General features: G+C 37.7%; 22 protein-coding genes. 4 read left to right on the forward strand and 18 right to left on the reverse strand.

Annotation, left to right across the window (positions count from 1 at the left end; all coding sequences use genetic code 11):
- Positions 1 to 558: 558 nt before the first annotated feature.
- The gene (locus T543_RS05855) at positions 559 to 2,508 is read left to right on the forward strand and encodes a leucine-rich repeat protein (RefSeq protein WP_035766725.1); all 1,950 of its coding nucleotides are present in this window, start codon (positions 559 to 561) and stop codon (positions 2,506 to 2,508) included.
- 161 nt (positions 2,509 to 2,669) lie between these two features.
- Here the strand turns inward: T543_RS05855 and T543_RS05860 are convergent, their stop codons facing one another.
- The 4 genes from T543_RS05860 to T543_RS05875 form a co-directional block, all read right to left on the reverse strand.
- Entirely contained in the window at positions 2,670 to 3,155 is a 486-nt protein-coding gene (locus T543_RS05860; RefSeq protein WP_051638580.1) for a cupin domain-containing protein, read from the reverse strand.
- Positions 3,156 to 3,241: 86 nt separating this feature from the next.
- The gene (locus tag T543_RS05865; protein WP_035766727.1) at positions 3,242 to 3,892 is read right to left on the reverse strand and encodes an SGNH/GDSL hydrolase family protein; all 651 of its coding nucleotides are present in this window, start codon (positions 3,890 to 3,892) and stop codon (positions 3,242 to 3,244) included.
- A 233-nt stretch (positions 3,893 to 4,125) separates the two neighbouring features.
- Positions 4,126 to 4,401: an acylphosphatase gene (locus T543_RS05870; protein WP_035766728.1), complete on the reverse strand. Its 276-nt coding sequence runs from the start codon at positions 4,399 to 4,401 to the stop codon at positions 4,126 to 4,128.
- Positions 4,398 to 4,667, reverse strand: a complete 270-nt coding sequence (locus T543_RS05875) for a hypothetical protein (protein ID WP_035766730.1) — start codon at positions 4,665 to 4,667, stop codon at positions 4,398 to 4,400. The genes T543_RS05870 and T543_RS05875 overlap by 4 nt, the downstream gene beginning before the upstream one ends.
- Before the next feature lie 296 nt (positions 4,668 to 4,963).
- On the opposite strand from T543_RS05875, the gene T543_RS05880 reads away from it, so the two are divergent.
- The gene (locus tag T543_RS05880) at positions 4,964 to 6,892 is read left to right on the forward strand and encodes a subtype A tannase (protein WP_035766732.1); all 1,929 of its coding nucleotides are present in this window, start codon (positions 4,964 to 4,966) and stop codon (positions 6,890 to 6,892) included.
- 237 nt (positions 6,893 to 7,129) lie between these two features.
- Complete coding sequence (locus T543_RS05885) at positions 7,130 to 7,927, forward strand: zinc ribbon domain-containing protein (RefSeq protein WP_035766734.1); 798 nt, start codon at positions 7,130 to 7,132, stop codon at positions 7,925 to 7,927.
- A gap of 32 nt (positions 7,928 to 7,959) precedes the next feature.
- On the opposite strand, the gene T543_RS05890 is transcribed toward T543_RS05885, so the two are convergent.
- The 12 genes from T543_RS05890 to T543_RS05945 all read right to left on the reverse strand — a co-directional run bounded on the left by T543_RS05890 (position 7,960) and on the right by T543_RS05945 (position 20,072).
- The gene (locus T543_RS05890) at positions 7,960 to 8,193 is read right to left on the reverse strand and encodes a hypothetical protein (protein ID WP_035766741.1); all 234 of its coding nucleotides are present in this window, start codon (positions 8,191 to 8,193) and stop codon (positions 7,960 to 7,962) included.
- The gene (locus T543_RS05895; RefSeq protein ID WP_035766743.1) at positions 8,190 to 8,387 is read right to left on the reverse strand and encodes a hypothetical protein; all 198 of its coding nucleotides are present in this window, start codon (positions 8,385 to 8,387) and stop codon (positions 8,190 to 8,192) included. Before T543_RS05895 ends, T543_RS05890 begins: the two co-directional genes overlap by 4 nt.
- Before the next feature lie 3 nt (positions 8,388 to 8,390).
- Entirely contained in the window at positions 8,391 to 8,633 is a 243-nt protein-coding gene (locus tag T543_RS05900; protein ID WP_035766745.1) for a hypothetical protein, read from the reverse strand.
- 26 nt (positions 8,634 to 8,659) lie between these two features.
- Positions 8,660 to 9,172: a hypothetical protein gene (locus T543_RS05905; RefSeq protein WP_035766747.1), complete on the reverse strand. Its 513-nt coding sequence runs from the start codon at positions 9,170 to 9,172 to the stop codon at positions 8,660 to 8,662.
- 304 nt (positions 9,173 to 9,476) lie between these two features.
- Positions 9,477 to 10,931 carry a 3'-5' exonuclease gene (locus tag T543_RS05910; protein ID WP_035766749.1) on the reverse strand — a complete coding sequence of 485 codons (1,455 nt, stop codon included), beginning with the start codon at positions 10,929 to 10,931 and terminating at the stop codon, positions 9,477 to 9,479.
- 12 nt (positions 10,932 to 10,943) lie between these two features.
- On the reverse strand, positions 10,944 to 11,129 hold the full coding sequence (locus tag T543_RS05915) for a hypothetical protein (protein ID WP_035766751.1): 186 nt from the start codon (positions 11,127 to 11,129) through the stop codon (positions 10,944 to 10,946).
- Positions 11,116 to 13,746, reverse strand: a complete 2,631-nt coding sequence (locus tag T543_RS05920) for a PD-(D/E)XK nuclease family protein (RefSeq protein ID WP_035766755.1) — start codon at positions 13,744 to 13,746, stop codon at positions 11,116 to 11,118. The genes T543_RS05915 and T543_RS05920 overlap by 14 nt, the downstream gene beginning before the upstream one ends.
- A 10-nt stretch (positions 13,747 to 13,756) precedes the next feature.
- Positions 13,757 to 16,540, reverse strand: coding sequence for a UvrD-helicase domain-containing protein (locus T543_RS05925; protein WP_035766760.1), 2,784 nt, complete (start codon positions 16,538 to 16,540; stop codon positions 13,757 to 13,759).
- A 218-nt stretch (positions 16,541 to 16,758) separates the two neighbouring features.
- The gene (locus tag T543_RS05930; RefSeq protein WP_035766762.1) at positions 16,759 to 17,004 is read right to left on the reverse strand and encodes a hypothetical protein; all 246 of its coding nucleotides are present in this window, start codon (positions 17,002 to 17,004) and stop codon (positions 16,759 to 16,761) included.
- A 65-nt stretch (positions 17,005 to 17,069) separates the two neighbouring features.
- Positions 17,070 to 18,503, reverse strand: coding sequence for a family 43 glycosylhydrolase (locus T543_RS05935; protein WP_035766763.1), 1,434 nt, complete (start codon positions 18,501 to 18,503; stop codon positions 17,070 to 17,072).
- A gap of 32 nt (positions 18,504 to 18,535) precedes the next feature.
- The gene (locus T543_RS05940; protein WP_242839483.1) at positions 18,536 to 19,153 is read right to left on the reverse strand and encodes a YunG family protein; all 618 of its coding nucleotides are present in this window, start codon (positions 19,151 to 19,153) and stop codon (positions 18,536 to 18,538) included.
- Positions 19,154 to 19,202: 49 nt separating this feature from the next.
- Positions 19,203 to 20,072, reverse strand: a complete 870-nt coding sequence (locus tag T543_RS05945) for a LysR family transcriptional regulator (protein ID WP_035766765.1) — start codon at positions 20,070 to 20,072, stop codon at positions 19,203 to 19,205.
- A 204-nt stretch (positions 20,073 to 20,276) separates the two neighbouring features.
- Here T543_RS05945 and T543_RS05950 point away from each other — a divergent pair, with 204 nt between their 5' ends.
- A complete protein-coding gene (locus T543_RS05950; protein WP_035766767.1) occupies positions 20,277 to 20,939 on the forward strand; it encodes an epoxyqueuosine reductase in 663 nt (220 codons plus the stop codon).
- Positions 20,940 to 21,179: 240 nt separating this feature from the next.
- Here the strand turns inward: T543_RS05950 and T543_RS05955 are convergent, their stop codons facing one another.
- Together T543_RS05955 and T543_RS15130 are read right to left on the reverse strand one after the other, a co-directional pair.
- Positions 21,180 to 21,692, reverse strand: a complete 513-nt coding sequence (locus tag T543_RS05955) for a DUF6033 family protein (RefSeq protein WP_035766769.1) — start codon at positions 21,690 to 21,692, stop codon at positions 21,180 to 21,182.
- A gap of 194 nt (positions 21,693 to 21,886) precedes the next feature.
- Positions 21,887 to 23,275 carry a DUF1287 domain-containing protein gene (locus tag T543_RS15130; RefSeq protein WP_051638581.1) on the reverse strand — a complete coding sequence of 463 codons (1,389 nt, stop codon included), beginning with the start codon at positions 23,273 to 23,275 and terminating at the stop codon, positions 21,887 to 21,889.
- Between the last annotated feature and the right edge of the window lie 114 nt (positions 23,276 to 23,389).

The following is a 23,389-nucleotide window of genomic DNA, read 5'->3' on the forward strand; positions in this document are numbered from 1 at the left end:
CTTGCACTGTGTGCGACTTTTTTTAGTCTTGGTTACATGTTTGGCATGCATGATTCCAAGGCACAAAAATAACCGCCCTTTGTCCTGCCAGACTGAGCGGTTATTTCGATAACTAATCATAATTCAGGGCTAACCGTCTACCGGTAGCACCTTTAACTAATATAATAGTACCATCACCGCTCTTTATCGTCAAACACATATTCTTTTTTTCATAAATCTTTTCATAAATTTGGTGTACCCATGTTAATAATTAGTAATGGATAGTCCGAGGCTCTTCTCTTTGATTTTTCTATGGAGCTGCATTATAGTAAATATGAGACTATAAGGAGAAAAGATATGAAACTTTATGCAGTACTGTTTTCACTCTATATGCTGGAATTTCAGTTGTTCTTCTATCTCGAGGGGACGATTGATGGTGTTTTATCCCGTGACCACTATGCAATCTGAATTGTTGTGAGCGCGGGATTTCTTTTGTTTGGTGCATCGAGGGCGGCATTTAGCAGTTTGCGGATTCGTCAGTTCATTTTGATGTGTTCTAATATTGTCTATGCGTTATCCATGGTTTTCATTATGTTTTTTGGCACTGAGATGCCTTTTCTGTTCCTGCTTACCGCGGGGGTGTCATTAGGTTGCCTTGGCGGTGCAGTATATTATTTCATGGCTGTGGAATTCTACATGAAGAATAATGCGGGGCTTGTAATGGCTCTGGCAGCATCTGTTCCTTATATACTGCAACAGTTGCTGACTCCACTGATGGGAAATAAGTTAATTAATTTTGCGATTCTTGTTGTGCTGTTCTGTACAATCACTTTTTTTGCTATTGCTCATCCCAATGATTTTATACTGGACGATTCATTGCCCTTTGCCGAGGAGACTTCCGAATACAGGCGGAGTCTTGTCTCTGACAAACTCAGGGTCCTTATTATGTTCCCGGCAGCTCTGATCATTGCAATCTACATGGAGTACACATGGGGAGAGGCTCTTCGAGTTGAAGCGGTAAATATGTATGGATGGCAGAGATTTGCAGCTATACTGGGGTGTTTTTATATCGGCTGTCTTGCTGATTACAAGAAGCACAGATACATGGATGTTGCGCTGGTGGCAGCATTCCTCCTGTATACCTTTGGAACTTATATGTCAGGTGAAGCAGGTATGAGACTTGCTTTTTCCTATTTTCTTGCAGGTGTATACACAGGATACCTGAACATTGCCTTCTGGTTTCTTGCTCCCAAAACAAGGCATCCCGAATTATGGGCGTGTCTTGGAAGAGTCCTCTCTCTCTTCGAAGGATTTGCAGCTATGGTTATCGGAATAGTCGTGGGAGGGAGCATTGCTGTCCGGATTATAACAAACATTTCTCTTCTAACCATGGTTATGTGTCTGTATGCGTTAAAGGGTAGGGGTGTGACCGGAAAGATTACAACATCGTCAGACAAGACAAATGGTTCCGGATGGGTTGAGGGAACTTTAGATGTAAGTAAATTTAGCTTTGATACCAGTACCGGGACATTTTCTATGGGAGCAGATGTTGGTGCTGTTACTTTTAATGGAACTAAATTGGTAGTTATAGGCGAACGTACAGCAGGCTCTAGCAAAAATAATGGTGAACCTTCTATTAAATTCAATGGTTCAGGAAGTGCAACGATTATAATGAGCTCTGAAGCTAAACTGACACTTGTTGGTACAATTAGAATAAATGGAAATGATTATGCATCTTTCTCAGATGCGGAAAAAGCAGGGATGTTAACAGTAACTGGAGGAACAATAAATACCGATGGTAGCATAACATCCACCTCCACCCCCATCGAGGTCGGTTCTGTAGCCTACGAACAAAATAAAACACCTTCCACCAGCGCATCCTACAAAGTAACATCTACAGATGAAGGTAATCGCACGGTGACATATGACAAGCCTGCGGAGGGGGCAGAAGGAACAGAGCAGGTTAAGGCCACCGTTACCCTTACTGATGGCAATACATATACAGTAACAGCTATTTCTGAGAATGCATTTAATAACTTTGAAAACAAGAATAAGATAAAGAAGATTGAAATTGCAGATACAGTAAAAGAAATCGGCAATAACGCATGCAAAGACATGGCTGAACTCACTGATGTCACAGGTGGTAAAGGAGTGACATCCATTGGAAAAGGGGCATTTTCAAATTGCTCAAAGCTTAAGAACTTTTCAGGTTTTGATAACCTTGAGATAATCAATGAAGAAGCTTTCAACAAATGCAAGAAACTTACTAAAGTCACCATCGGTGTGAAAGTAAAAAAGATAGGTAAGAAGGCTTACTATAAATGCTCATCACTTAAAAATATAACAGTGAAATCCACCAAGCTTACCAAGAAATCCAAGGTTGGTGCAAAGGCATTCGGGAAGATTCACAAAAAAGCAAAGTTCAAAATGAAGATGAGTAAGAAGGATGCCAAGAAATATAAAACAAAAACAATCAAGGTATTTAAGAATAAATCAATCGGATATGTAAATACATGGAAAGTTAGCTGATATCTTTTCATAAAATATCGAAAAGGCGGGGAAATTGATATTTCCCCGCCTTCTCACATCACCGTGCGTACCGTTCGGTACACGACGGTTCAACCAACTTAACAAGTGACGCGCCTTTCGGCGTAGTAGTCAGCCATGGAGACTAATCCAAAACTGGTTCCTTAATTGCATCCGATCATAACCTCTGAAAAAGCCAGATGTTTTATCTTCTCATAATCTGCAGGACAGATGTGCTTTATCTCTTTATCCGGGACAAGCTTAAATCCATCATAAGTAAACTTCGGAGTAGTTGCACAGGACATAAAACAGAAACTACCCTTATCAAGGTTTTCTGCCGCAAAAATAGCTCCTTTAGGAATCACAGCCATTGCAAGCTGGTCTTCCCCAGAACCAATTACAACTTCAGACAAGATTCCATCTATTATCATGGTAATCTTCAGCCCACAGCCCTCATGGTGGTACCAAATCTCATCACAGTCGATCTGATGAAAATGCGAAATATCCTCTCCTTCAAGCAGAAAATAGATACTTCCCATAAGTGACCGGTCTGCATGTGAAAAAGGTGCTGTATAAACTTCTGCAAAACATCCACCTTCAGTATGCTGTTCTAAATGGTATTTTTGTCTTAAATACTCTGCTCTTGTCATGCCGGTACCTCTTATTTACATAATGTAAGTTATAGCCTGCAAAACTACTACATTTGTAATACTACTCATATCAGCCCTGCCCCAACTTAACAAAACCCTTCATCCTTAAGCTTTCTGTAAACAGCTTCCCCAAGGTACCTCTGATTCTTAACATCAAGATGCACCCCGTCTGCGCTGCTTACAGCACACACCTTTGCAGCATCAAGAAACATACAGCCATACATCTCAGCAAGCTGCTTGTACCAGGTAGATAATTCCGAAGAAACCTTAGAACACCTCTCAAAATCAAAGCAGTCAGAAAGCCATGAACCTTCACCGCAGGCACCTATTATCGGAGGAGAAATAAGTAAAACCTTCATAGAATCCCCCATCCTGAACCTGTTATGTGACTGTACCTTTTCAAGGAAAATCTGCATTTCCCCTGCTATATCCATACTTGTATACTGAAACTTCCTCTTTAAGTCATTAGCCCCAAGAAGGATGATCATAAGATCAAGAGGCGACTGACTCTCTATACAGGGAATGACATATTTTAAACCATTCTTTTCCCCTTCAGCAGGATCATCTGTCGCAATAGTCCTTCCGTTGTGGCCCTCTTCGATCACAACAAAGTCACTTCCAAGGTGCTTATGTAAAACACCGGTCCATCTGTCCTCATCTTCCATCCTCACCTTCTTATAGGGATCAAATCCCCAGGTAAGCGAATCCCCAAAACAAAGTACTCTCTTCTTTTCCATACAAAACTTCTCCCCTTGGATATTGAGATTTTATGATTTTAGCTTCCGAGGACTTCTCCATTTGTTGAAGAAATCCTGCCTCCTGAAAAGCTATCCGTTGACACTGGTCATTATAAGACTATTTCACATCGCTCCATGATAAGCCGCTTCAAGTCTTCCTTCATATCATAATCCGGTACATAGGACTGATCAACTTCAACAAGCATCTATATCACTCCTATCAATTGCTCCAACTAATACCTTATCTGAAAAGTACTCTCATCCTCCAGCGGTATCGTAGCTTTTGTCATATCCAGCACATCTATGTATCGTCCACTTTTTACCTTTTCTATGAACAGTTCGATTGTGTCACTGTCTCCTTGGGCCTCCACTGTTACTGAGCCATTCCACTCATTTTTAACCCAGCCTGTCAGCCCGTACATGGTTGCTGTATGATATGCAGTGTATCTAAATCCAACTCCCTGCACGTATCCTTTAAAATTTAAATGTACTCTGATGATTTCTTTCATATCCAATTGTAGTCTCCGCCTGTTACAGCCAGGGATAAAAGTGCATCAATTCGCTCAACCTCTTCTTTTCCCTCGACAACCTGAATTAGCTTGGCTGTTTCTTTTACTACGGGCATTTCCTCGTCGGGGCCTATTTCCATATCGGGCTGTTTACCGCAGTACGGGCATACTATACTCGGTCCTACTTTTGTGGACAAAAATCTGTTTGCACATTCACTGCATTCATAAAAGCCTGCAATTGTGGTTTCATCTGGTACGTAATACATACTATGTATCTCCTATTCAAATTATTCTACTCTTTTCAAGATAACACTCATGAAAATATGCTTCAAGCCGATTAATCACGCGCGACATCTGTATCGATAGTTTTGATTTAGTTTAATGCCTTAGATTCTTACCCTTTGAAGAAATTTCTCTTGCGCAAAATGCAATGCAATCCAGTTCATGTTCATCCATCTTTATTAGAAAATTTCCTCAGAAAATGATTTTTTTAGTTTTGATTTAGTTTAATGCCTTATCATCGAAATATCGAAACAAAAAGAATTTTATCCAGGAGGCATCAATGATCAAAAGGAAGATTATGTTAGCATTGGTTTTAGGCACTTCGATCGCTCTTACTGCATGTGGAAGCAAAGAAGCATCTGAATCATTAACAAGCACTGTGAGTGAATCAACAAGTGAATCAGCTAGTGCACAGGGCTCATCGACAAATACAGAAACTGAAGATGCAGAAGATGCAAATTCAGAGACAGAAGAAACATCAGAAATAACAACGAATCTGTCAAAGATTGATAATACAAAATGGCTGTATAACGAAGAGGACAATGTATATTATCAGCTCGGAATTCAGTATTGTGAGAACCCAGCAGATACTGAATATGAAGAACTTGCAGTAATAGTTCCCGCAGCTTATATGGATGCAACAGATAATGGTGACGGTACTTATACCTGTACACTTAACACAACTTCTGAAGTAAATGGTTATACTGCAGAGACAGCACCCATAGTATTCCCTGTAAATACACCCGGTTATGCGGCACAGTCTCCAATGACAGAATACAGCAGTGTTTCTGAATACACAGATGCCGGATTTATATATGTACATGCCGGCTGCAGAGGAAGAGATGCCGGAGCCCCTGCCGGAGTTACCGACTTAAAAGCGGCTATCAGATACATCAGATATAACGATGGAAATATTGCCGGAGATATGGATAGCATATTTACATTCGGAATGTCAGGTGGCGGTGCGCAGTCAGCTCTTTTAGGCGTAACAGGCGACTCTGAGCTGTATGATGATTATCTTGAGGCTATAGGTGCTGTGATGGGCGTCAGTGATGCTGTACTTGGCTCACAAGGTTGGTGCCCTATCACTTCGCTGGACTCTGCAGATGAAGCATATGAATGGATGATGGGAACAACGCGATCAGGGCTTACGGATGAGGAGCAGAGCATTTCAGATGGATTAACTGAAGCTTATGCCGAGTATATAAATAGTCTTGGCCTTACCGATGCAGAAGGTAATGCATTGACACTTGAAGAGAGCGAAGACGGAAGATATCAATCAAGCAGTTACTATGAATATATGATCAGCGTCATTGAAGAATCATTAAATAATTTCCTTGCTGACACGCAGTTCCCGTATGATGCAGATTCCTCAAGCCAAGGGCATCAGGCAGGCATGGGACCTGATGGCGGAAATGGTGGTTTTGCCGGAGGACCTGATGGTAATAAAAAGGAATTTGGCGATGAAAAACCGGAAGCATCTCCAAACGATACAGATATAGAGGCTTCTGATGAAAAAGAAACAGAAGACAAAGAACAGGTCGACTTCACAGCTATAGATGATATCTCAAGAACAGAGAACAGCTCAGGAATTTCTATTTCCGGAACTTTTGAAACTGCGCAGGATTATATCGATGCTTTAAATGCCAACGGTACTTGGGTGACTTATGATGAAACAACCAATACAGCTTCGATCACAAGCATTTCAGATTTTGCTGAAGCTGTGAAAACAGCATCTAAAGGAATTGCGGCTTTTGATCAGCTTGACGAATCACAGGGAGAAAACACTCTTTTTGGCTACGGAGATGGCCAGGGTGCTCACTTCGACTCGATGTTGGCTGAAGTTCTAAGTGAACTTGGATCGGATTATGCAGCAGATTATGAGGAAGATCTTAATACAGAGGATGCAGTCGGGCACACTGTTGATTACAGACTTAATATGTATTCTCCATTGTATTATCTCCTCTCAAGTTCAGAAGGTTATCAGACTTCAAATGTTGCAAAATATTTTAGAATTAACACCGGTATATGGCAGAGCGATACTGCAGTTAACACAGAGGCAAATCTGGTTCTTGCACTGCAAAACTATGGATCTGATGTTGATTACAGCTTTGTTTGGGGCCAGGAACATACAATGGCCGAAAGAGAAGGTGATTCTACAACAAACTTCATCGAATGGGTCAATGAATGTGTAGCGGCTGAGCAATAAGTACCCTGCTGATGTACCCGGCAGGAACTTTGCCAAAGGGTAACAAGGGCGAAAAGCCCAAACACATAGTAAAACGGATAGACTGGTTGCTTTTGATGAATTCGAAAAAATAAGAAATAGTCCACTAGAAGTCATAGAGTCTTGTTTTTCTGAGGAAAAACGGGACTCTATGACTTTTTAAATAATCTATACTGGTATATACTATTTAGCACAAAGGATTACTCTAAAGGAGAAGGCATGAAAATAAAATGTGATTATTGTGGAAATACATATGAGGATACCGCCAGTCAATGTCCCAACTGCGGCGCTCCGAATCCTTCACACCAAAACAGCAATAACCCAAAAACTATTGAAGAATTAAAAATATGGTATCGTGACAGGAACCTTCCTGCGCCGGAAGTAACAAGATTCTTTATTGGTGTTGATTACAAGGAACCAAAAGCATTTGGTATTTTCAAAGATGCTAATGGTGAATTTGTTGTATACAAAAATAAGGCAGATGGCACTCGTGCAATCCGATATAAAGGAAAAGATGAAGAATATGCAGTTAATGAACTGTTACAGCGACTTAAGGATGAAATAGTCCATCAGAAGAATTTAAATTCAAATAAGGAAAGCGCCTCAAAGAATCATCCTGTTGGATTATTTTTTTACAAGTTCCACAGATTTTTTTTCAAAAGCTTTTTTGTAATTGGAATACTTTCCGTAATTTTATCTTTTATTATAGCCCCGATACAAAATCGACATAACGGATATTATCTTTATAACGGAAGCTATTACTATGATTATCAGGATAATTGGTACGTTTTTGACGATGACTGGTACGAAGTTCCACTCAGTGATAATGCTCCATCTGTAATCAGTACAAATTACGATGATTATTACGTTTCCGATAGCTGGAACAGTTCTATCGCAACAACTGACTGGAATAACACATCCTATTATGAGAATTTTCAATCTTCAGATTCCGACTACGATTGGGACTCTAACGACAGTTGGGATTCCAATGGAACTGACTGGGACTCAGATTGGTAATCTTTTTTCTTAACTTACTATAAACTATTACCCTAAGATTCAAATGAAAGAGTTGTTATATCGGATTTATCAAATACCGGAATATTATCATTAAGCGCAACTGAAGATGCTCCGGTATATTCGGGTATATCGATTGTAGCTTTTTCTTTTGCTACTACCTTTACCAGTGTTCCTGCAGCAAATGTCAGGAACACCAGCAAAGGAAGCAGGACAGAATATATAACCCTTATTCTTTTGTTTTTGGTTTGTTTTCCTGTCTTAATCATTCATCTTCATCCCAATCGCCCATGGCCCAGTTCCAAGCTTCCCTGTCTGCACGGTCTTTTTCCAGTTCTTCCTGCCTGCGGAAAAACTCCTTCTTTTCTGATCTGGACATGTTCTTTGTAAGTTTTTCTATTTCACTATCTGTTAATCTTACATCGTGTTCATCGTCACTTGAAAATAATCCGAATATTCCCATATGCTACCTCCTAGTCAGATTCTGTTTTCTTGTTTTTGTTACCTTAATTTCTTTTCCAATCATGTTTAGCAGATGCTGTATAGCTTCTTCTAATAAAATAAGTAAGATCAAAATCCCCGCGAGGATTATAGTAATCAGCTTTAGAGCCATCTGTTTTATTTTTGCAAGAACTTTTATGTTATTTTTCTTAATGTATTGATATGCCATGACTATTATTGTGATAAGAAATATAATTATGCTCTCCATAACATCACACCCTTTCTAACATGATGTTATCCGTCTATATCTCCATAATATCCAGACATTGTATATCCATCTTCACCTTCAGGAAGTCCAATTACATGCAGTTCATCAGAGTCGTATACCCAACCTTTTCCCTGTCCTGAATAACCTGATGGATAATAACTGTCTACATCGCCGTAATATCCGGGCTTTGTGTATTCATTTGAACCTTCAGGAAGTCCTATAACATGCAGTTCATCAGAAGAATAAACCCAGCCTTTGCCTTGAACCATCCCGGATTCACTACTTTGACTTTCGTTATTAGAAGTACTCGATTTGTGATTTGGTTTTCTGGTACTGTTTGGACCGTCCAGTGCATCAATAGCATCCTGAGTAAGATTTCCGGCAGCTTCTAGCTCATCAAGAAGTTTTTGGTTGTATTCCTCACTTAGCCTCCTGCTCTTTTCCATCCAAGTCTCTGCATGGGCTGTAGTTCCAAATATAGAGATAATTATCCCAAATACAAAAATAGTTGAAAATGCAATCATAGTCTTCTTAATCATAGTTAATACCTACCTTTCTATGAATCATATTTGCATCCCCAACAATTCTTTTTTCATGCCCCATTTGGTATTTAGTTGTTTTTCTATGATTACACCTTACTCCTTTTTCTGTCCAATAATCACACCTACACTACAGAACATTAGTTCTTGCGCTTGTAACAAAAAAATTCACCTTTCTCAGTCAGTAAATTAAGCCTGGAAACCATTTCGTTATGCCCATAATATACAAATTCACCCATATAGAGATTACCAATTAGTCCCTTTACCATTAGAAATATGAATTTCATGTGCATATAAACATATGTTATTCATCCAATTTAGTCATATCTTTCAAGACATAGTAATCACTATCTATTTCATCAATAAAGCGTGATTTTTTACTTTTTGTACATGTTATGGTCAAGTTTAGCCTTGCCCTAGTTATAGCAACATACGTCCGATTCCTTTCTCTCTCTAAAAATTTTATTTTTTCCTCATCTAATTTAGGCTGATATCCATATGGAAAATTACCCTCGTTAAATTGAGGAATGATTACCCTCGAAAATTCCATGCCTTTAGCACTGTGTGTAGTAACTATTTTTACTCCTGGTGTTGTAATGTCAAAGTCTCCATCACGCCTGATTATTTCTTTAGGGATTCCTGCGTCAGTCATCCATGATGCATATATGTCCAACTGCGATGTCTTAGATGCAAGAATTCCAATTGTTATATTACTGCTTTCTGAAAGCCATGCCTTAACTTCTCTAATCACATATTCTTTTTCTTCTTTCGCAGAATTGAGCATAGCTATAACTGGTAAATCTACTTTATTACTATTAGAGCCTAAATTACTCATATCTTCTTTTTCAGCTATACAATCCTCATTTTTTTTTCTGAATGATTCAGCAAAAATTCCTATTTGTTTTGTCGTTCTCATAAGTGAGTGAAGTACTTTTATATCAGTTTTAATCCCAAGTTCATCTATAGACCACTGTTTTAGATACAACCGTTGATTGAAATCTGATGCGATAACTATATCTTTTTTATATATTTTCATAGATGCTAGCATCTGCGCTAAAGATAAATCTTGAGCTTCGTCAATCAACACATGATCAAATTTAAAAGAATCAGGTATTCGTTCTGGATTCCTCACTATAAACAATGGTAAATCTTCCCAGTCAACCATTTTTTGATTCCTTAATATGCTCATATATTTACAGAATATATAAAATGCTTCATGCTTTTCTTCTTCAGTAAATTCAATATCTGTACCCCTTCCAGGCCTTTTCAATTCTAAATATTTAACTTTATCATTTGTTGTAATATTAGATTCTTTCATCCATCTAATTTCTTTATCCCAAAAGTCAGCACTTAAGCTGTTTAATCTACTTATTCCAACTTCTTCAATACATTCGCATAGAGCATCTCTTACATAATTGAGTTTTGTCATTTCATCACATATTCTGTTTCTATCTAGGTTCAGAGCAAGACATATTTTTTCAAAAAAAGCATTTGGTGTAGTAACAGTGATATATCCTCTCTTATCTCCTTTCTCTAGCAATTTTTGCTTAGTGGCTTTCACAAGAGATTTATTATATGTAATGATAATCACTCTTTTATACTTATTATTTTCATTTTCCTTTATATAGTTTAATGCCCTATATAGTAAGACTATGCTTTTACCTGTACCTGCAACACCATTAACTATCATCACTTCATTATCATGATAATCAACACATTCTTCTTGTTCTTTGGTTATCTCTATTGGTCTGTCATTCATATCTATGTTTCCCTATAATTCTTCATCCATATTATTTAAAAAGAAAGCTTTTTCTTGCTCTTCTAGTAATTGCAGTTCTTTATCTATTTCATCAGATGTTTTTCCTGTTCCTAAATGGTCTTTTATTCGCTTACTAATACCATCGTCTTTTGACATCCAGGAATCATTGACTTTTTTCCAAAACTCAGGCTTTACCATAGATTTTCTCCTTATCCCTTGGATACAGTGAGTGTTTACACCATTCTATATTAGGACAATACGAACATGGATGACTTTTGCTCATTCTTCCTTCAGATATATAACTGGCCGATGGTTTTTTGAAAGAAATTTCTTTTTCTCCCTCTTTAGTACCTATTTTTCCATATTCCTGTATAGCATTTTTTAAAGATTTCCAATCAGGAAAATGAACCCTTAATCGTTCTTCAGTAAAATATAAATCCCCTTCAAAATCCATTCCTGTTATATCATTATCCTCAAATGGTTTTCGCTCTGTTAAGCTCTTATATATTTCCTTCTTATCTGATTCTCTCATTCCGGGAAAAAGTCCAGATACATTCCTATATATTTCATCCAGCCCTATCCCCTTAACTCCAGGGAGGTTTGAAATTGCTACTACTAATGAATATATAGAACGTTTTTGGACAAATTCACTTTGGAATACTGGTCTGTCATTCAACAAATATCCATACAAATATCTGAGTGGACAGACTGCAAAATCCATTTTAGCTTCTTTAGGAACCTCTTGCCTTAAATCTTCTGTTTTATATTTACTAACCGGTTGTGCTACATAAGCAGGTGAAACCACTGCATAATCCTTTACCTTAATTCGTTTCGGATTCCATTCAGTTACCCCATTAGCGCTCCTTATCAGTCCTATGTAGGGGGATGGACTAACCTCTTTTCCATTTGGGTCTGAATACCATGACAGAATGACTTCCTTACATTTAAGTGCAGAATACATAAAATACCTATTAGCCAAAGGAAGATTACGTTTTACATCCATCATATTCTTAAGTAGTCTGTTCCCTGTAGCTGTATATAATTTTTCAATTAACTTAATGTCTAATGGCCAAGGAAACCCAGCTTTCCCGCCTGGCATGCTATCATTATCGCACAAACAGACGTGAGCTTTCCCATACAAATAATCCGCTGTCATTGTATGGTACATTGGAAATACTACGTCACCAGCTTCATTTACTACTTCTCCATCATCAAATACAGCATCAAGATATAATTCCAAGGCTCTTGCAGCATCTTCAGGGAAACATCTGACTTGGGACCTGGTATCATTTTGTATCTTTATAAGTATCCTTGACGCAATTTCTCTTTCCTCATCATAAATATCTCCAGATAGTTCATTTATGGATATAATAGTTTTTAATCGATTAATATGCTCTACCAGTTCAATCTCACTATTCTCTGAAAATAGGAACGTAGCTATTGATAATAGATGTTTTATGAGATCAATAACAATCTTAACCCGATCTACAGGTACAGAAAACTGACTGTATGAACCAAGCGGGTTACCCATGAGTTTCTGCCATCGTTCAATAGTCTGATTTTCATTTGTAATATTAGGTATGCACTGTTCATGTATCTCTCTTAGAATTTCTATGCGCTCTTCCCAGCTAGCAGCGCTTTCACAATCAATGAAAAACGGAAGAACATTCACTAAGTCTTCCATATAATTCTTTCCGTTCTTTCCATTATGAGAAAGCCATCCAGATGAAAAACATTCCATCAAATTTTTTTCTGAAAGTACTATCTCATTGTGCTCCTCATCATACATATCATTAATGCACCATATAAATCTTCCGATAGGATATGCAAGTAATTTTCTTTTACCATATTCTTCAGGATAGAACGCCCTTATTATGTCATTGGCTCCTGCATTATTAGCAGAATATATACCTGAACCAACCCCTCTGCTTTTCCTTATTCCATTAACAAAATCAAAAAGCGTATTATACTCAATGATCTGTATATTATTATTTAGTTCAACTTTCCTTCCCTCAAACAGTTCTCCATTAACGTCAGTTTTACAGGTAGTCTCACATACCCATTCACTATAGGAAGGATATACACTTTCTGAATAAGTTTCTCTCCAAATTTCATGCGCAAATGGATATCTTGAATCATAGGGTAATAAAAATATTAGCTCTATACCACATTTTTCCATAATCATCATAATCCGTTCCTGAATAGGTGTAATATAGAAGAAACCATGATATACAACTTTGTCAATCTTAACTGTTTCGGGAATCGCAAATAGCGCAGAAAGTATTTTCTGCATATATTCGGCTCTAGAAAGAACTTCCATCTTTCTCTTAAATTTCAGGATAGTCTCGTCATTTTCTATAAGATAGTTCCATACATCCCTTAATAGTTCCAACTTGTCATCAAGACACATATCCAGATTCTCCGGAGTAAGGTCTGCTTCCTCAAGCGTCTCGATGGACTCTATCATTTCACCTATGTTTTTCCTACAGCCTAAAAGCCATTGCCTTCTTTCTTCATTTTCGCTTTCACTTACCAGCTGTTTTATATATTTTGATGCTAAAACATACATGGTATATCTATTTTCCGGATCATTCCAATCTGAAAGGATTATTTTCTTAAAATCGTCAAATGATGCGACGTTAAAACTCTTATTGTTCTTAAAAATGCCTTGCATTTTTCCTCTTTTATCTTTTCCCTTTAGGCATCTTTTCATATCATTTGACACAACAATCTGAGGAATAGTTTCCAATTCCTTCCAAAAACCACACTCATAAAGTTTTTCTCTGTTATCGTAAGTATAGATTTTTCTTGCCATAACAAAACCCTTAATATCCTATGCAGCTTGCCCACGTATCGTCTTTTGGTTTCATTGGAATAATAATAACAAGCCTATTTATAGCTCTGGTCATTGCAACATACAGTATTCTTGTCTCTTCCCTTTTCTCTTTTAAAACCTGTGCTTCATGGAGTTCTTCATAAAATTCATTGCAAAAATCTTTGCCTTCTCCGTTCCAGCCTACCCTATTGTCCGTTGGCTCTATGATTATTTCTTTGTCCTTTTTGGTTCTGAATCTTTTCGTCGTATAAGGAATAATAATCGTATCAAATTCAAGTCCCTTTGATTTATGCGCCGTCATACACAAAACACTTCTGTAATCATCCTGGGTCCTGATACTAGGCTCCTCTTCCTCTCTATTAGTCGCGATTTGTATTTTCAAAAAGCGGTATACATCATATAAACTTGTCTTTGTCATACCAAAATTATCAAATAGAATCCTTACAAGTTTATAGATATCTGCTTTATACTGGGTTGCTCTTATAGAAATTATTGCCTTCGACGTTTTCTCATCCCATCCTTCCTCTCTTGCAGTTCTTTTTAGAGTCTTTATATATGTGTATATATAATCCGTCTCCAACAAATTTTCCATTTTGAATTTTTTCTTTGTTTCCTCATTCTCCAAATTCTCCCTCAGGAAAGAAAAATCTGTATCCCCTTTTTTTATACGTTCCATCTGCATGGTTTTATCTTCCAAAATACACTTGATAACAGATATAACCGGTTTTAGCCTTAGGTCTTTGTGATATTTCTCCCACGGTGTGCCATCAAGATATTTTTTTAGGCAACCAAAGATCTTACTTTTATCTCCATTTTGTTTTTCCAACTCTTTAAGATCTATTGTCCCTAAAAATCCTGAAAATGGGGTCATAAGATAATTGAAAACATACTTAGGTTCACTCTCAAAAACATATGAACATATAAGAGAAAAGAAATCTCTGACTGCTTCGCTTGTATAAAATGAACCTTCCCTCTTTACCATACAAGGTATTTTATTCTTCCTAAGAAGCATAGACAGTTCATCAAGCTGACTGTTAGTTCTTGTAAGAAGGACTACCCTGTCTTTTTCATCAGGCTTTTTTTCAGCTTCTTCTACTCTCTTAATCAAATCCTCTAATGATTTTTTTGTAACACTTGCTATTTCTTCTCCGGATGGCTGAGATTGATCATCATTGTTTGATTTACCCTTCATTGATTCAATTACCTGGGTATCCTCTTCGTTTTCTTCATAAATTATGCTGGATAAACTCTTTGGTTTTGAACATTTGTAAATAACAGTTTTTTCACCTAGGCCATCTTTAAGCGGAACAACAGGATTATCATATTTAAGAAGATCTGCTTTACCCCACTTTTTAAAATATTCATCCATAGAATCCATCAGCACTTTGGATGTTCTATAATTATTTTTTAAAGAAAAGTCTTTATGATCCTCATTATTGATCAATCGTAGCTTATCTGAAAAAATGTTAAATGCTTCATCATTTGCTCCTCTAAAAGCATATATACTCTGTTTTACATCTCCTACGACAAACAATCTTGCTCTTGTAAGCCGCACTAATAACATGGCAACATCAATCTGAGAAAGATCCGTATCCTGGAATTCATCTATGAAAAGATATTTCATATCCAGCCTAAGGTTATCAGTTGATTCTCCATCCAGTTCGGATTCAGTAACCTTTCTTACATAATCCTCCAAAACAACCTGCAGATCCCTGATAATATCATTTAACGATATTTCATCACGCTTCCTCTTTAGTTCAAAAAACTCATCATCAACTTCCGGTATAACTTCTTTGATAAAATCATTAAACTTCCTCGCCTCATCATTCCTAAAGTTTTCCCCCCATTGCATGTTATGAATATCTTTATGTGAAACGCCTATCTTTGCAAATGTATCCCAATATTTTTCGATTAGAGTCTTAGTCTGATAGAGTTTCTCGCCAACCACTTCGTCTATTGTAGCGGCTTCTGATGTTCTTCTATCAATAACATCAGAGATGATCTTATGTTTTTCATTGGCTAAACCTTTTATAGCAAGCTTTTCAGAAAAGCCCATATTAAAGCCATTTGTTCGCAACATTAAGTAACAGAAGCTATGTATTGTACTAATCTGCATCTGAGATTGTTCTTCTACCCATCGAAAATACTTTATATTACCAGTGAGATGATATCTGGTTAGAAGTGTCTTCTGAAGCCTACGGTTCATTTCTTCCGTTGCATCATTTGTAAATGTAATCATATATATGTCATACATATGAATGCCAGGCACCGTATGCATAAGAAACATGATTCTATCAATCATGACAGTAGTTTTACCAGTACCTGCACTAGCCTGAACAACTACATGTTCATCTGCCTTGCAATGCTCAACTCTATACTGCGCCGCATTAAAAAATGGGCATGCTGATTCAAGCTTGTCTACCAAGCCCGAATCATCACACCCATCAACAGCAATTCCACGTATATTTGGATCGCATTCATGTATTTGCAGCAGATATTCATCTGCATATACTCCGAATTTGCTCTTCAGTTGTTTACAAGATTCAGCATCGCCAAACCATAAGACCTTTATTCCATATTCAAGCCAACGCTGAATCCTATCGGCAAATTCAACAAGTCTCTTGCCGCATATAAGAACTGAATATTTTGCGCCTAGTTCGTGTACAATACCATCATCATATTTGATTGTTCCACCAATTGGGAGAATATCCGTCTTTCTATCCACATCACTATTTTGGAGCTGTTCCAAAACCTCAGTATCTTTCTTTTCCAAATTCCACGCCTTTCATGTTTTTCACACAAATAAATATCATGAAATATTGTTAAATAGAGTGCATAAAAAATAAAAGGGAGACATCGTCTCCCCACTTAATTATACTTCACTTTCTACTATGTATATCTGAAAATACTAGAACATAGATAAAATAATTCTAAACTTTACTTTTCTAGTTCTTCGATACAAATTGTATATAATTGCAGAAATTTCTTTGGTCATTTGATAGAACAATCCAAAAATTCAAGTTTCTCATCATTCTCCTGCTTTTTTGAGGCATGGCTTCTGATGCTCTCCTTGATCTTATTCTTTAAACGTTTTTTCGTCTTCTTTTTAATGATATGGATAATTATTCCTATGATAAAAGGTGCCAAAACTATGGCACCGATTTCTATACCAAGCTTTATCTTAAGCCACATGAGTTCTTTCTTTTTCTTTTCGATAGCTTTGCTGATTCTTCCCATATTTACCCCCCTCTATGCCAAAGATTTTGATTTTTTCTTTACCATCATATGAAACAAGAGTTATCTCAATCAAATGTAAATCTATCAAAAGTGAATTCTCTTTCTGTGTCTTCAGAAACAAATTCAAAATATATTGCATGCTTTCCTATTACACCGCATGTGAGCTCAGATGTCTTTTCATTTTCAGAGCCGTCAAAAACTACAGTAGAAATCACACGTCCATTATATGAATCCAATCGGACATTTATCTTTACAGGCTTTGCTTCTTCCAGGATTATGGTTACCTTTTTGGCTGATGTATTTCCAAACTGAAGGTATCTGAATCCCACAGTAGTTCCTGAGGTAATGTTTACAACAGGTGCAGAAATATCGTCTTTTTCCTCATAGACAGGTCTTATGTATGCATTTTTGCTGCTTCCAAAGATATGGCAGGCATAGCCGGCAGATATCCACTTGTATGCATCAAGGCCGTTTATATGCGGTCCCTGAGAAGTCATTTCCACAGGTTTTGATGATACAGGCTCTCCTGCGATATACTTTATGTCTCCAATATAAAGCTTTCCGTCTTTACCAAGAGCAACATCAACCGGTTCCATCATGGCCTGACGCGAGTATTCGTCAGTACCTGTCTGCCTATGGTAAAAGACATACCACTGTCCTTCTATTTCCATGATCGAGCCATGATTATTACCCCATTTGTAGGTCATGGTTCCGAGTCCCTGGCTGTCATGAAGTATTTCTCCACCATTAAAACTGAAATCACCGCCATCATGAAAAGGTCCAAACGGAGTGTCACTTATACGATATGAGAGGAATCCATTACAGGGTTCAAATACACCGAGTTCTGGAACGGGAACTTCATATCGCTTGGAATAGATATATACATACTTCCCAAGAACTTTTCTGGGACTTGAAGCCTCAAAAAAGCCATCTGTGAGAGATATATGACCATCATCTTTTGGATCCCATGGGCAGGTGGAATGTCCCAAAGGGTTTTCAACAAGAGTTCCTTCTTTAATGGTCGCCATATCATCTTCAAGTTCTGCAATATAGCATGGAGCAGCACATCCTCCCCAGTATGCATAGACTTTGCCATCATCATCGACAAGTACTCCCGGGTCAAAACCAACTTTGGTTTCTACAGGATTTTCAAAAGGACCCCAGGGGGTCTTGGATGAAGCAACCACAACGAGACTTCCGCATCTTTCAGCAGCATAGAGATAGTAAGTATCTCCTTTTTTTACTACATCAGGGGCATACAGCACCGAATCATAATGTGTCTCATATGACACTCCGTGATATGTCCAATCTGTCAGGTCATTAACAGGTGCAGACCATACAACGTAGTTCCTTCCGCAGTATTTATCTCTTTCAATGTCATGCGAGCCATAAACGTATACCCGCTTTTCTCCATTATATTCAAAAACCCTGGGTTCGCCATCCGGTACATGCTCCCACAATGGAAGATACGGATTTGCGCCCTTTATAAGCTCTTTCATACTATGAATTCCTCCTAACAGCTTATTTTTCCCTAATACTGTACTCTTCTCCCATGCTTTGAAGCATAATCTGCCCATTTTTTCGCTTTAATATGGTTCTCATCACCATATTTGCCTGTAAAATATGCCTCTGCCAGTTCAGCAGCTGCATCAATATCACCTCTAGCTGCTCTGTCTATCAGCTTAAGCATTGAGAGCTTATCAAGTCTTTTTCCTAGCCTTTCCTTCAAAACAAGATATCGCTGATGCTTCTCTTCTTTTTCAAAATGAATTTCGCGTAACTGAATGGGATTGTTCTCGTAATCAAGTTCTTCGTCGCCAAACTGTTCACTGGTAAGGTCAAATGTCCTTCCATCTATGACGTTATAGCAGTGGTAGTTTCCGCCTTCACGCTCAATTCCGTAAACTCCGCCTCCGAAAATATCCTGAATAAGAAAAGCTGTTATAGAGCACTGTCCTAGTGTCATATTCGTTGGCGTCCAATCATCCTGCATCCTGGGAGCACAGGTTTCTTTTGACCATATCTCTGTAAGCAGATCATACATATCCCTCATATCACGAATATTCTCAAATCCGGGTGTCACCGGAGATACTTTGTCCGCATCTTCCCATCCATAAAATCTATATACGCGCTTAAACTCTTTTTCCATCACATTCTCCTAAATTATAATCTAACTGCATTTCATTTCGCATAACAAGTCACTTTATCATCTCAACCAGACTGTTCATTGCCTTATTCTGATGCTTGTCTTTATGGATTAGCACCTGCGAATAGATAGGAAAATCAGGCCCTTTCCATGTGAGGCGTTTGAGTTTGCTGCTCTTTGTTTCTGCTTCCGCAGTCATATCCGGGATGAAGGCTACTCCCAGTCCGTTTATTGCAAATTGTTTTAGAATTTCTTTACTGTCTGTTTCCAAAACAATCTTTGGCGAGATTCCAGCCGACTCAAGATGAGAAATCAGCATATGCCTAAAATTGCAGCCATGTCCGGTCAATAAAAGAGGCAACTCTTTTAGATCTTCCGCACAAATGGACTTTTTGGCAACAGGAAAATCGGGAGATGCATAGAAGCCAAGCTTTTCCCGTTTCTTGTGCAGGATCTTAATCCTCTCATCCTTGAAAAGCGGGTTCAGAGTATAAACAAGGTCGAGTTCTCCCTTCTGCAAAAGATCAGGGATGATCTCATGGGTAACAAACTGTATTCTAATCTCAGTCCTGGGATTATTCATATTATATTCCATCAAGATCCGCGGAAGGCGGTTTATGCAAAGAGACTCAGAAACACCCAAATTCAATACTCCTGCCGGGTTTTCTTCATCTGTCACATCAAGACGGATATCTCGCTCCAACTGAAGCATTTTCTCTGCAAAGGGTATGAGCCGCTCTCCCGATGCGGTTAGTGAAATTGTTTTCCCCAGGCGCTCAAACAATACGCATCCCAGCTCATCTTCCAACTGTTTGATCTGAGTTGTTACTGTAGACTGCGCATAGCCAAGACTATTGGCAGCTGAAGAAAAGCTTCTCATTTCCACAATCTTCAAGAAGGTACTTAATTGTGTGATTGTCATAACCGCTCTCCTTTTTCAGTAATACTGTTTAAACCATGACTTCTTGAACGCAAAGATGAAAAAGCGTTCAAAAATCCTGGCTTTTGCCGGAGATATTATTCAAAAAAATTGAATGATATACTCATATATTTCAATTATACCGATACTATACTTGATGGTATTATACAATTGTATTCCATCAAAAACAAGGAGGGAGTGCTTTCCATGAACGAGCTGCAGACCAGGATTGTTGAAGTCTTTGAAGATTCGCCGGACATGATTTTTGGATTTACAGATATATCCTATAGTGATTTTGGAGAAGAATTCAAATCCGGCCTTGTGTTTGCAGTGCCATATACACAGCAGTTATCACTGAATAATTACAATGAGAAGGCCTTTCATGAAGGTATACTCGGCGCAAAAGACAGACTGGAAGTTAAGGTTGGAGAAATAGAGAATGTCTTGAAAAAAGATGGTATCCGCTATTATGTTCCGGAAGTTGCTCAGAAGGACGATGGTCGTTTCAGGGCAGAGTTTTCATTTAAGGATGCGGCAGCATCTGCCGGCGTTGGGTGGTTTGGGAAAAATGATGTCATAATCACGGAAAAATATGGTCCAAGGGTAAGATTATCCGCAATTCTTATAGATCATGATTTTGAATATGGACAGGCATATGAAAAATGCATGTGTCCGTCTGACTGTGATAAATGTGTTGAAGTCTGCCCTGCCCATGCGCTATTAAATGTCCGTTGGAAATTAGGAATGGGCAGGGACGATATTATCGACATATCCCGCTGCAATAAGATCAGGAGTGCCTTTATGGACAAGCTTGGACGATGGGGAGCATGTGCATTATGCCTTGCCAACTGTCCGTACGGGAAAGGGTAACATAATACAGGCCTATGGAAAAATCAATAAGATAATCAGTATTTTCCATAGTTTGCGGCATTTTATTTTCCATAATGGGTAGTATCTATCAATGAAGAATAATGTATTCTTCGTTGCGCTATTTAAGGAGCCTGACCTACGAAGGTTATTACGTTTGTCGTCAAGCGACTTATGACAGAGCCTCGTTTGAGCTTTTTAAAGGTCTTACATTTATAAATACTTTGGATAACTATACAATACTTATTTATTGTAACTCATAAGTTTTTCTAATAATCCATTAGGCTTGTCTGCAGAAATACCATATTTGTCTTCGCAGTCTTTAAAATTCGCATGATAAGTGATGGAACCGTTGTCGTCAATTCTGTCACCAAAACGTAGATAAACTGCATTGCCCTCATAGGCTTTTTCAATCTTCTTCATGTTTCCAACAGCCGTATTGATATCCTCCATTATGCTGCTGACCCATTTGCTATCTCCGTTTGCAATGATACTAAGGGCATCATTGGATATAAGCACATTAAATTTTGTGGAGAAACGCCACATACTTGCACCTGTATATATATTATGAGGATGTTCGTCAAGGCCTTTCCCATAAAAGTTGAAACTGGTCTGATGTTTATCATCGGAGTGAAGAGCTTCAAGGAAGTCAAGCGCTGTAAACTGTTTGGAAACAGGATTATTGAATCTGCTTGCTACCTTGTCTGTATTGTCTAAGCGCCATTGTCTTTTTAACTGAAATGCTTCATTATACAATTCATTTGCTCTTTTTCTGGCTGATTCTGACCAGTCAAATGAGTATCCACCAAATACTTTTCCTTGTTTTTTGAGTTCATCAAACTCTTTTTGTTTATCCCATAAACTCTAAATTTTGAGGATAAACAAGACTGCCAGTTTTTTATCTTTCTATTAAATGCGTGTTTTGTTAAAAGATATCCACATCTACAATATTATTCACTAATCCTATAACGAGCAATTATATCAACATTTTCAGCTAAAGTATCCCATTCACACACTGTATCAGCTGCCTTTGGCAGATAAATTACACTTAAAATACCATTTTCATCGCGGTTATATGATAGGATACCAATTTCATCAGAAAAGAATACTATGTCTCCGGGTTGCCAATCTTCATATTCTAAAAGATCTGTTGTCCTTTTGATAGCATTTCTCGAAAAAAATATATTTAGGACATCGATATCACGAAAATCCATATCTATGTTTGGCGTATCTACAGAATAAGCCTCCGGATGAGCGATTATGTCTTCATTTACCTGTTTACGTATATCATATCCTGCATCGCGCAACGATATGGTTACAACATCTGCACTTGTACCTATCCATTCAGTCGGATATCCTCCATCATATTGATGTACACCGTAGGACCAGTCTTCCATAAGCATTCGCTCTGCATTGTCAACAATATCCGTCAAATCATCTATGCCATCCTCATCCTTATCTACTGAACTGGACTTTATCTCTACATAAGCCTTACCCATAACCTCCTTTAGGCTTTCTTCCAGTTCTTTCTCCTTTTCAACCTTATATTTACTCGCTACCGGAAAAAAATATAGTGAAAAATAAAGACCTAATATCAGAGGAGTTACAAGTAAGACACATATGCCTCGTTTAATAAGTAAAGACTTCTTCTGCTCTGGCTTTTTTTTCATCAGTTTTCGGAACATATGCATAATAACTGATTCAAGTAAAAAAATAATTACGAAAACCAGGAATCCTGGCAAGAAATATCCTGTGTTATTTTTTGATATCATTCCTAAAATAATGGCAAACCATAGAAAAACCACTATTGCCACAATCATTGTTAACATGCTTTTTTTCTTTGGCTGGGGTTCATCATCAAAGAGTGTTCTTAATAGACCTTTTTCACTCCATCCATATGATGATAGGAAGAAATTCTTTTCATACTCAAGGCTGTCTCGTATGATATCTTCAAATTTGATTCCGGATTGCTCCTTATTGTTAATTTCATCCCAATAATAATCAATACTCATATTGGAATAGTTCTCATTTCTTGTCTGCATATCCTTGCATAGTAATAACGAGCCATTTAATTCCTGCATTTTTTCATTAATCAAGTTCAGGTTGTTTTCTACAAGTCCCTGAAGATCCGATTTGCCATTCTGCAATTCGGATATATCATCAATAGAAAGTCCCATTTTCCGTAAAATAATCACTTTTTTTAGTGTCTCGATATCTTCATTAGAGTAATTTCTATATCCATTCCTTTCTCTTGCAGGTTTAATCAGTCCCTTAGATTCATAAAACCTGATGTTAGCGCGATCAATTCCAAGCTGTTCCTCAACGTCTTTAATTGTCATGATTTAGCGCTCCTTTCTGTTTCTTTATCGCTATTATAGGGGTATAAACCTACTTTATAGTCAATATTTTTTTATCATATAGTGAATAAAATTTTTGCAGACTGGCATTTATAG

Source organism: Butyrivibrio sp. NC2002, from assembly GCF_000702265.1.
Classification (GTDB): domain Bacteria; phylum Bacillota; class Clostridia; order Lachnospirales; family Lachnospiraceae; genus Butyrivibrio.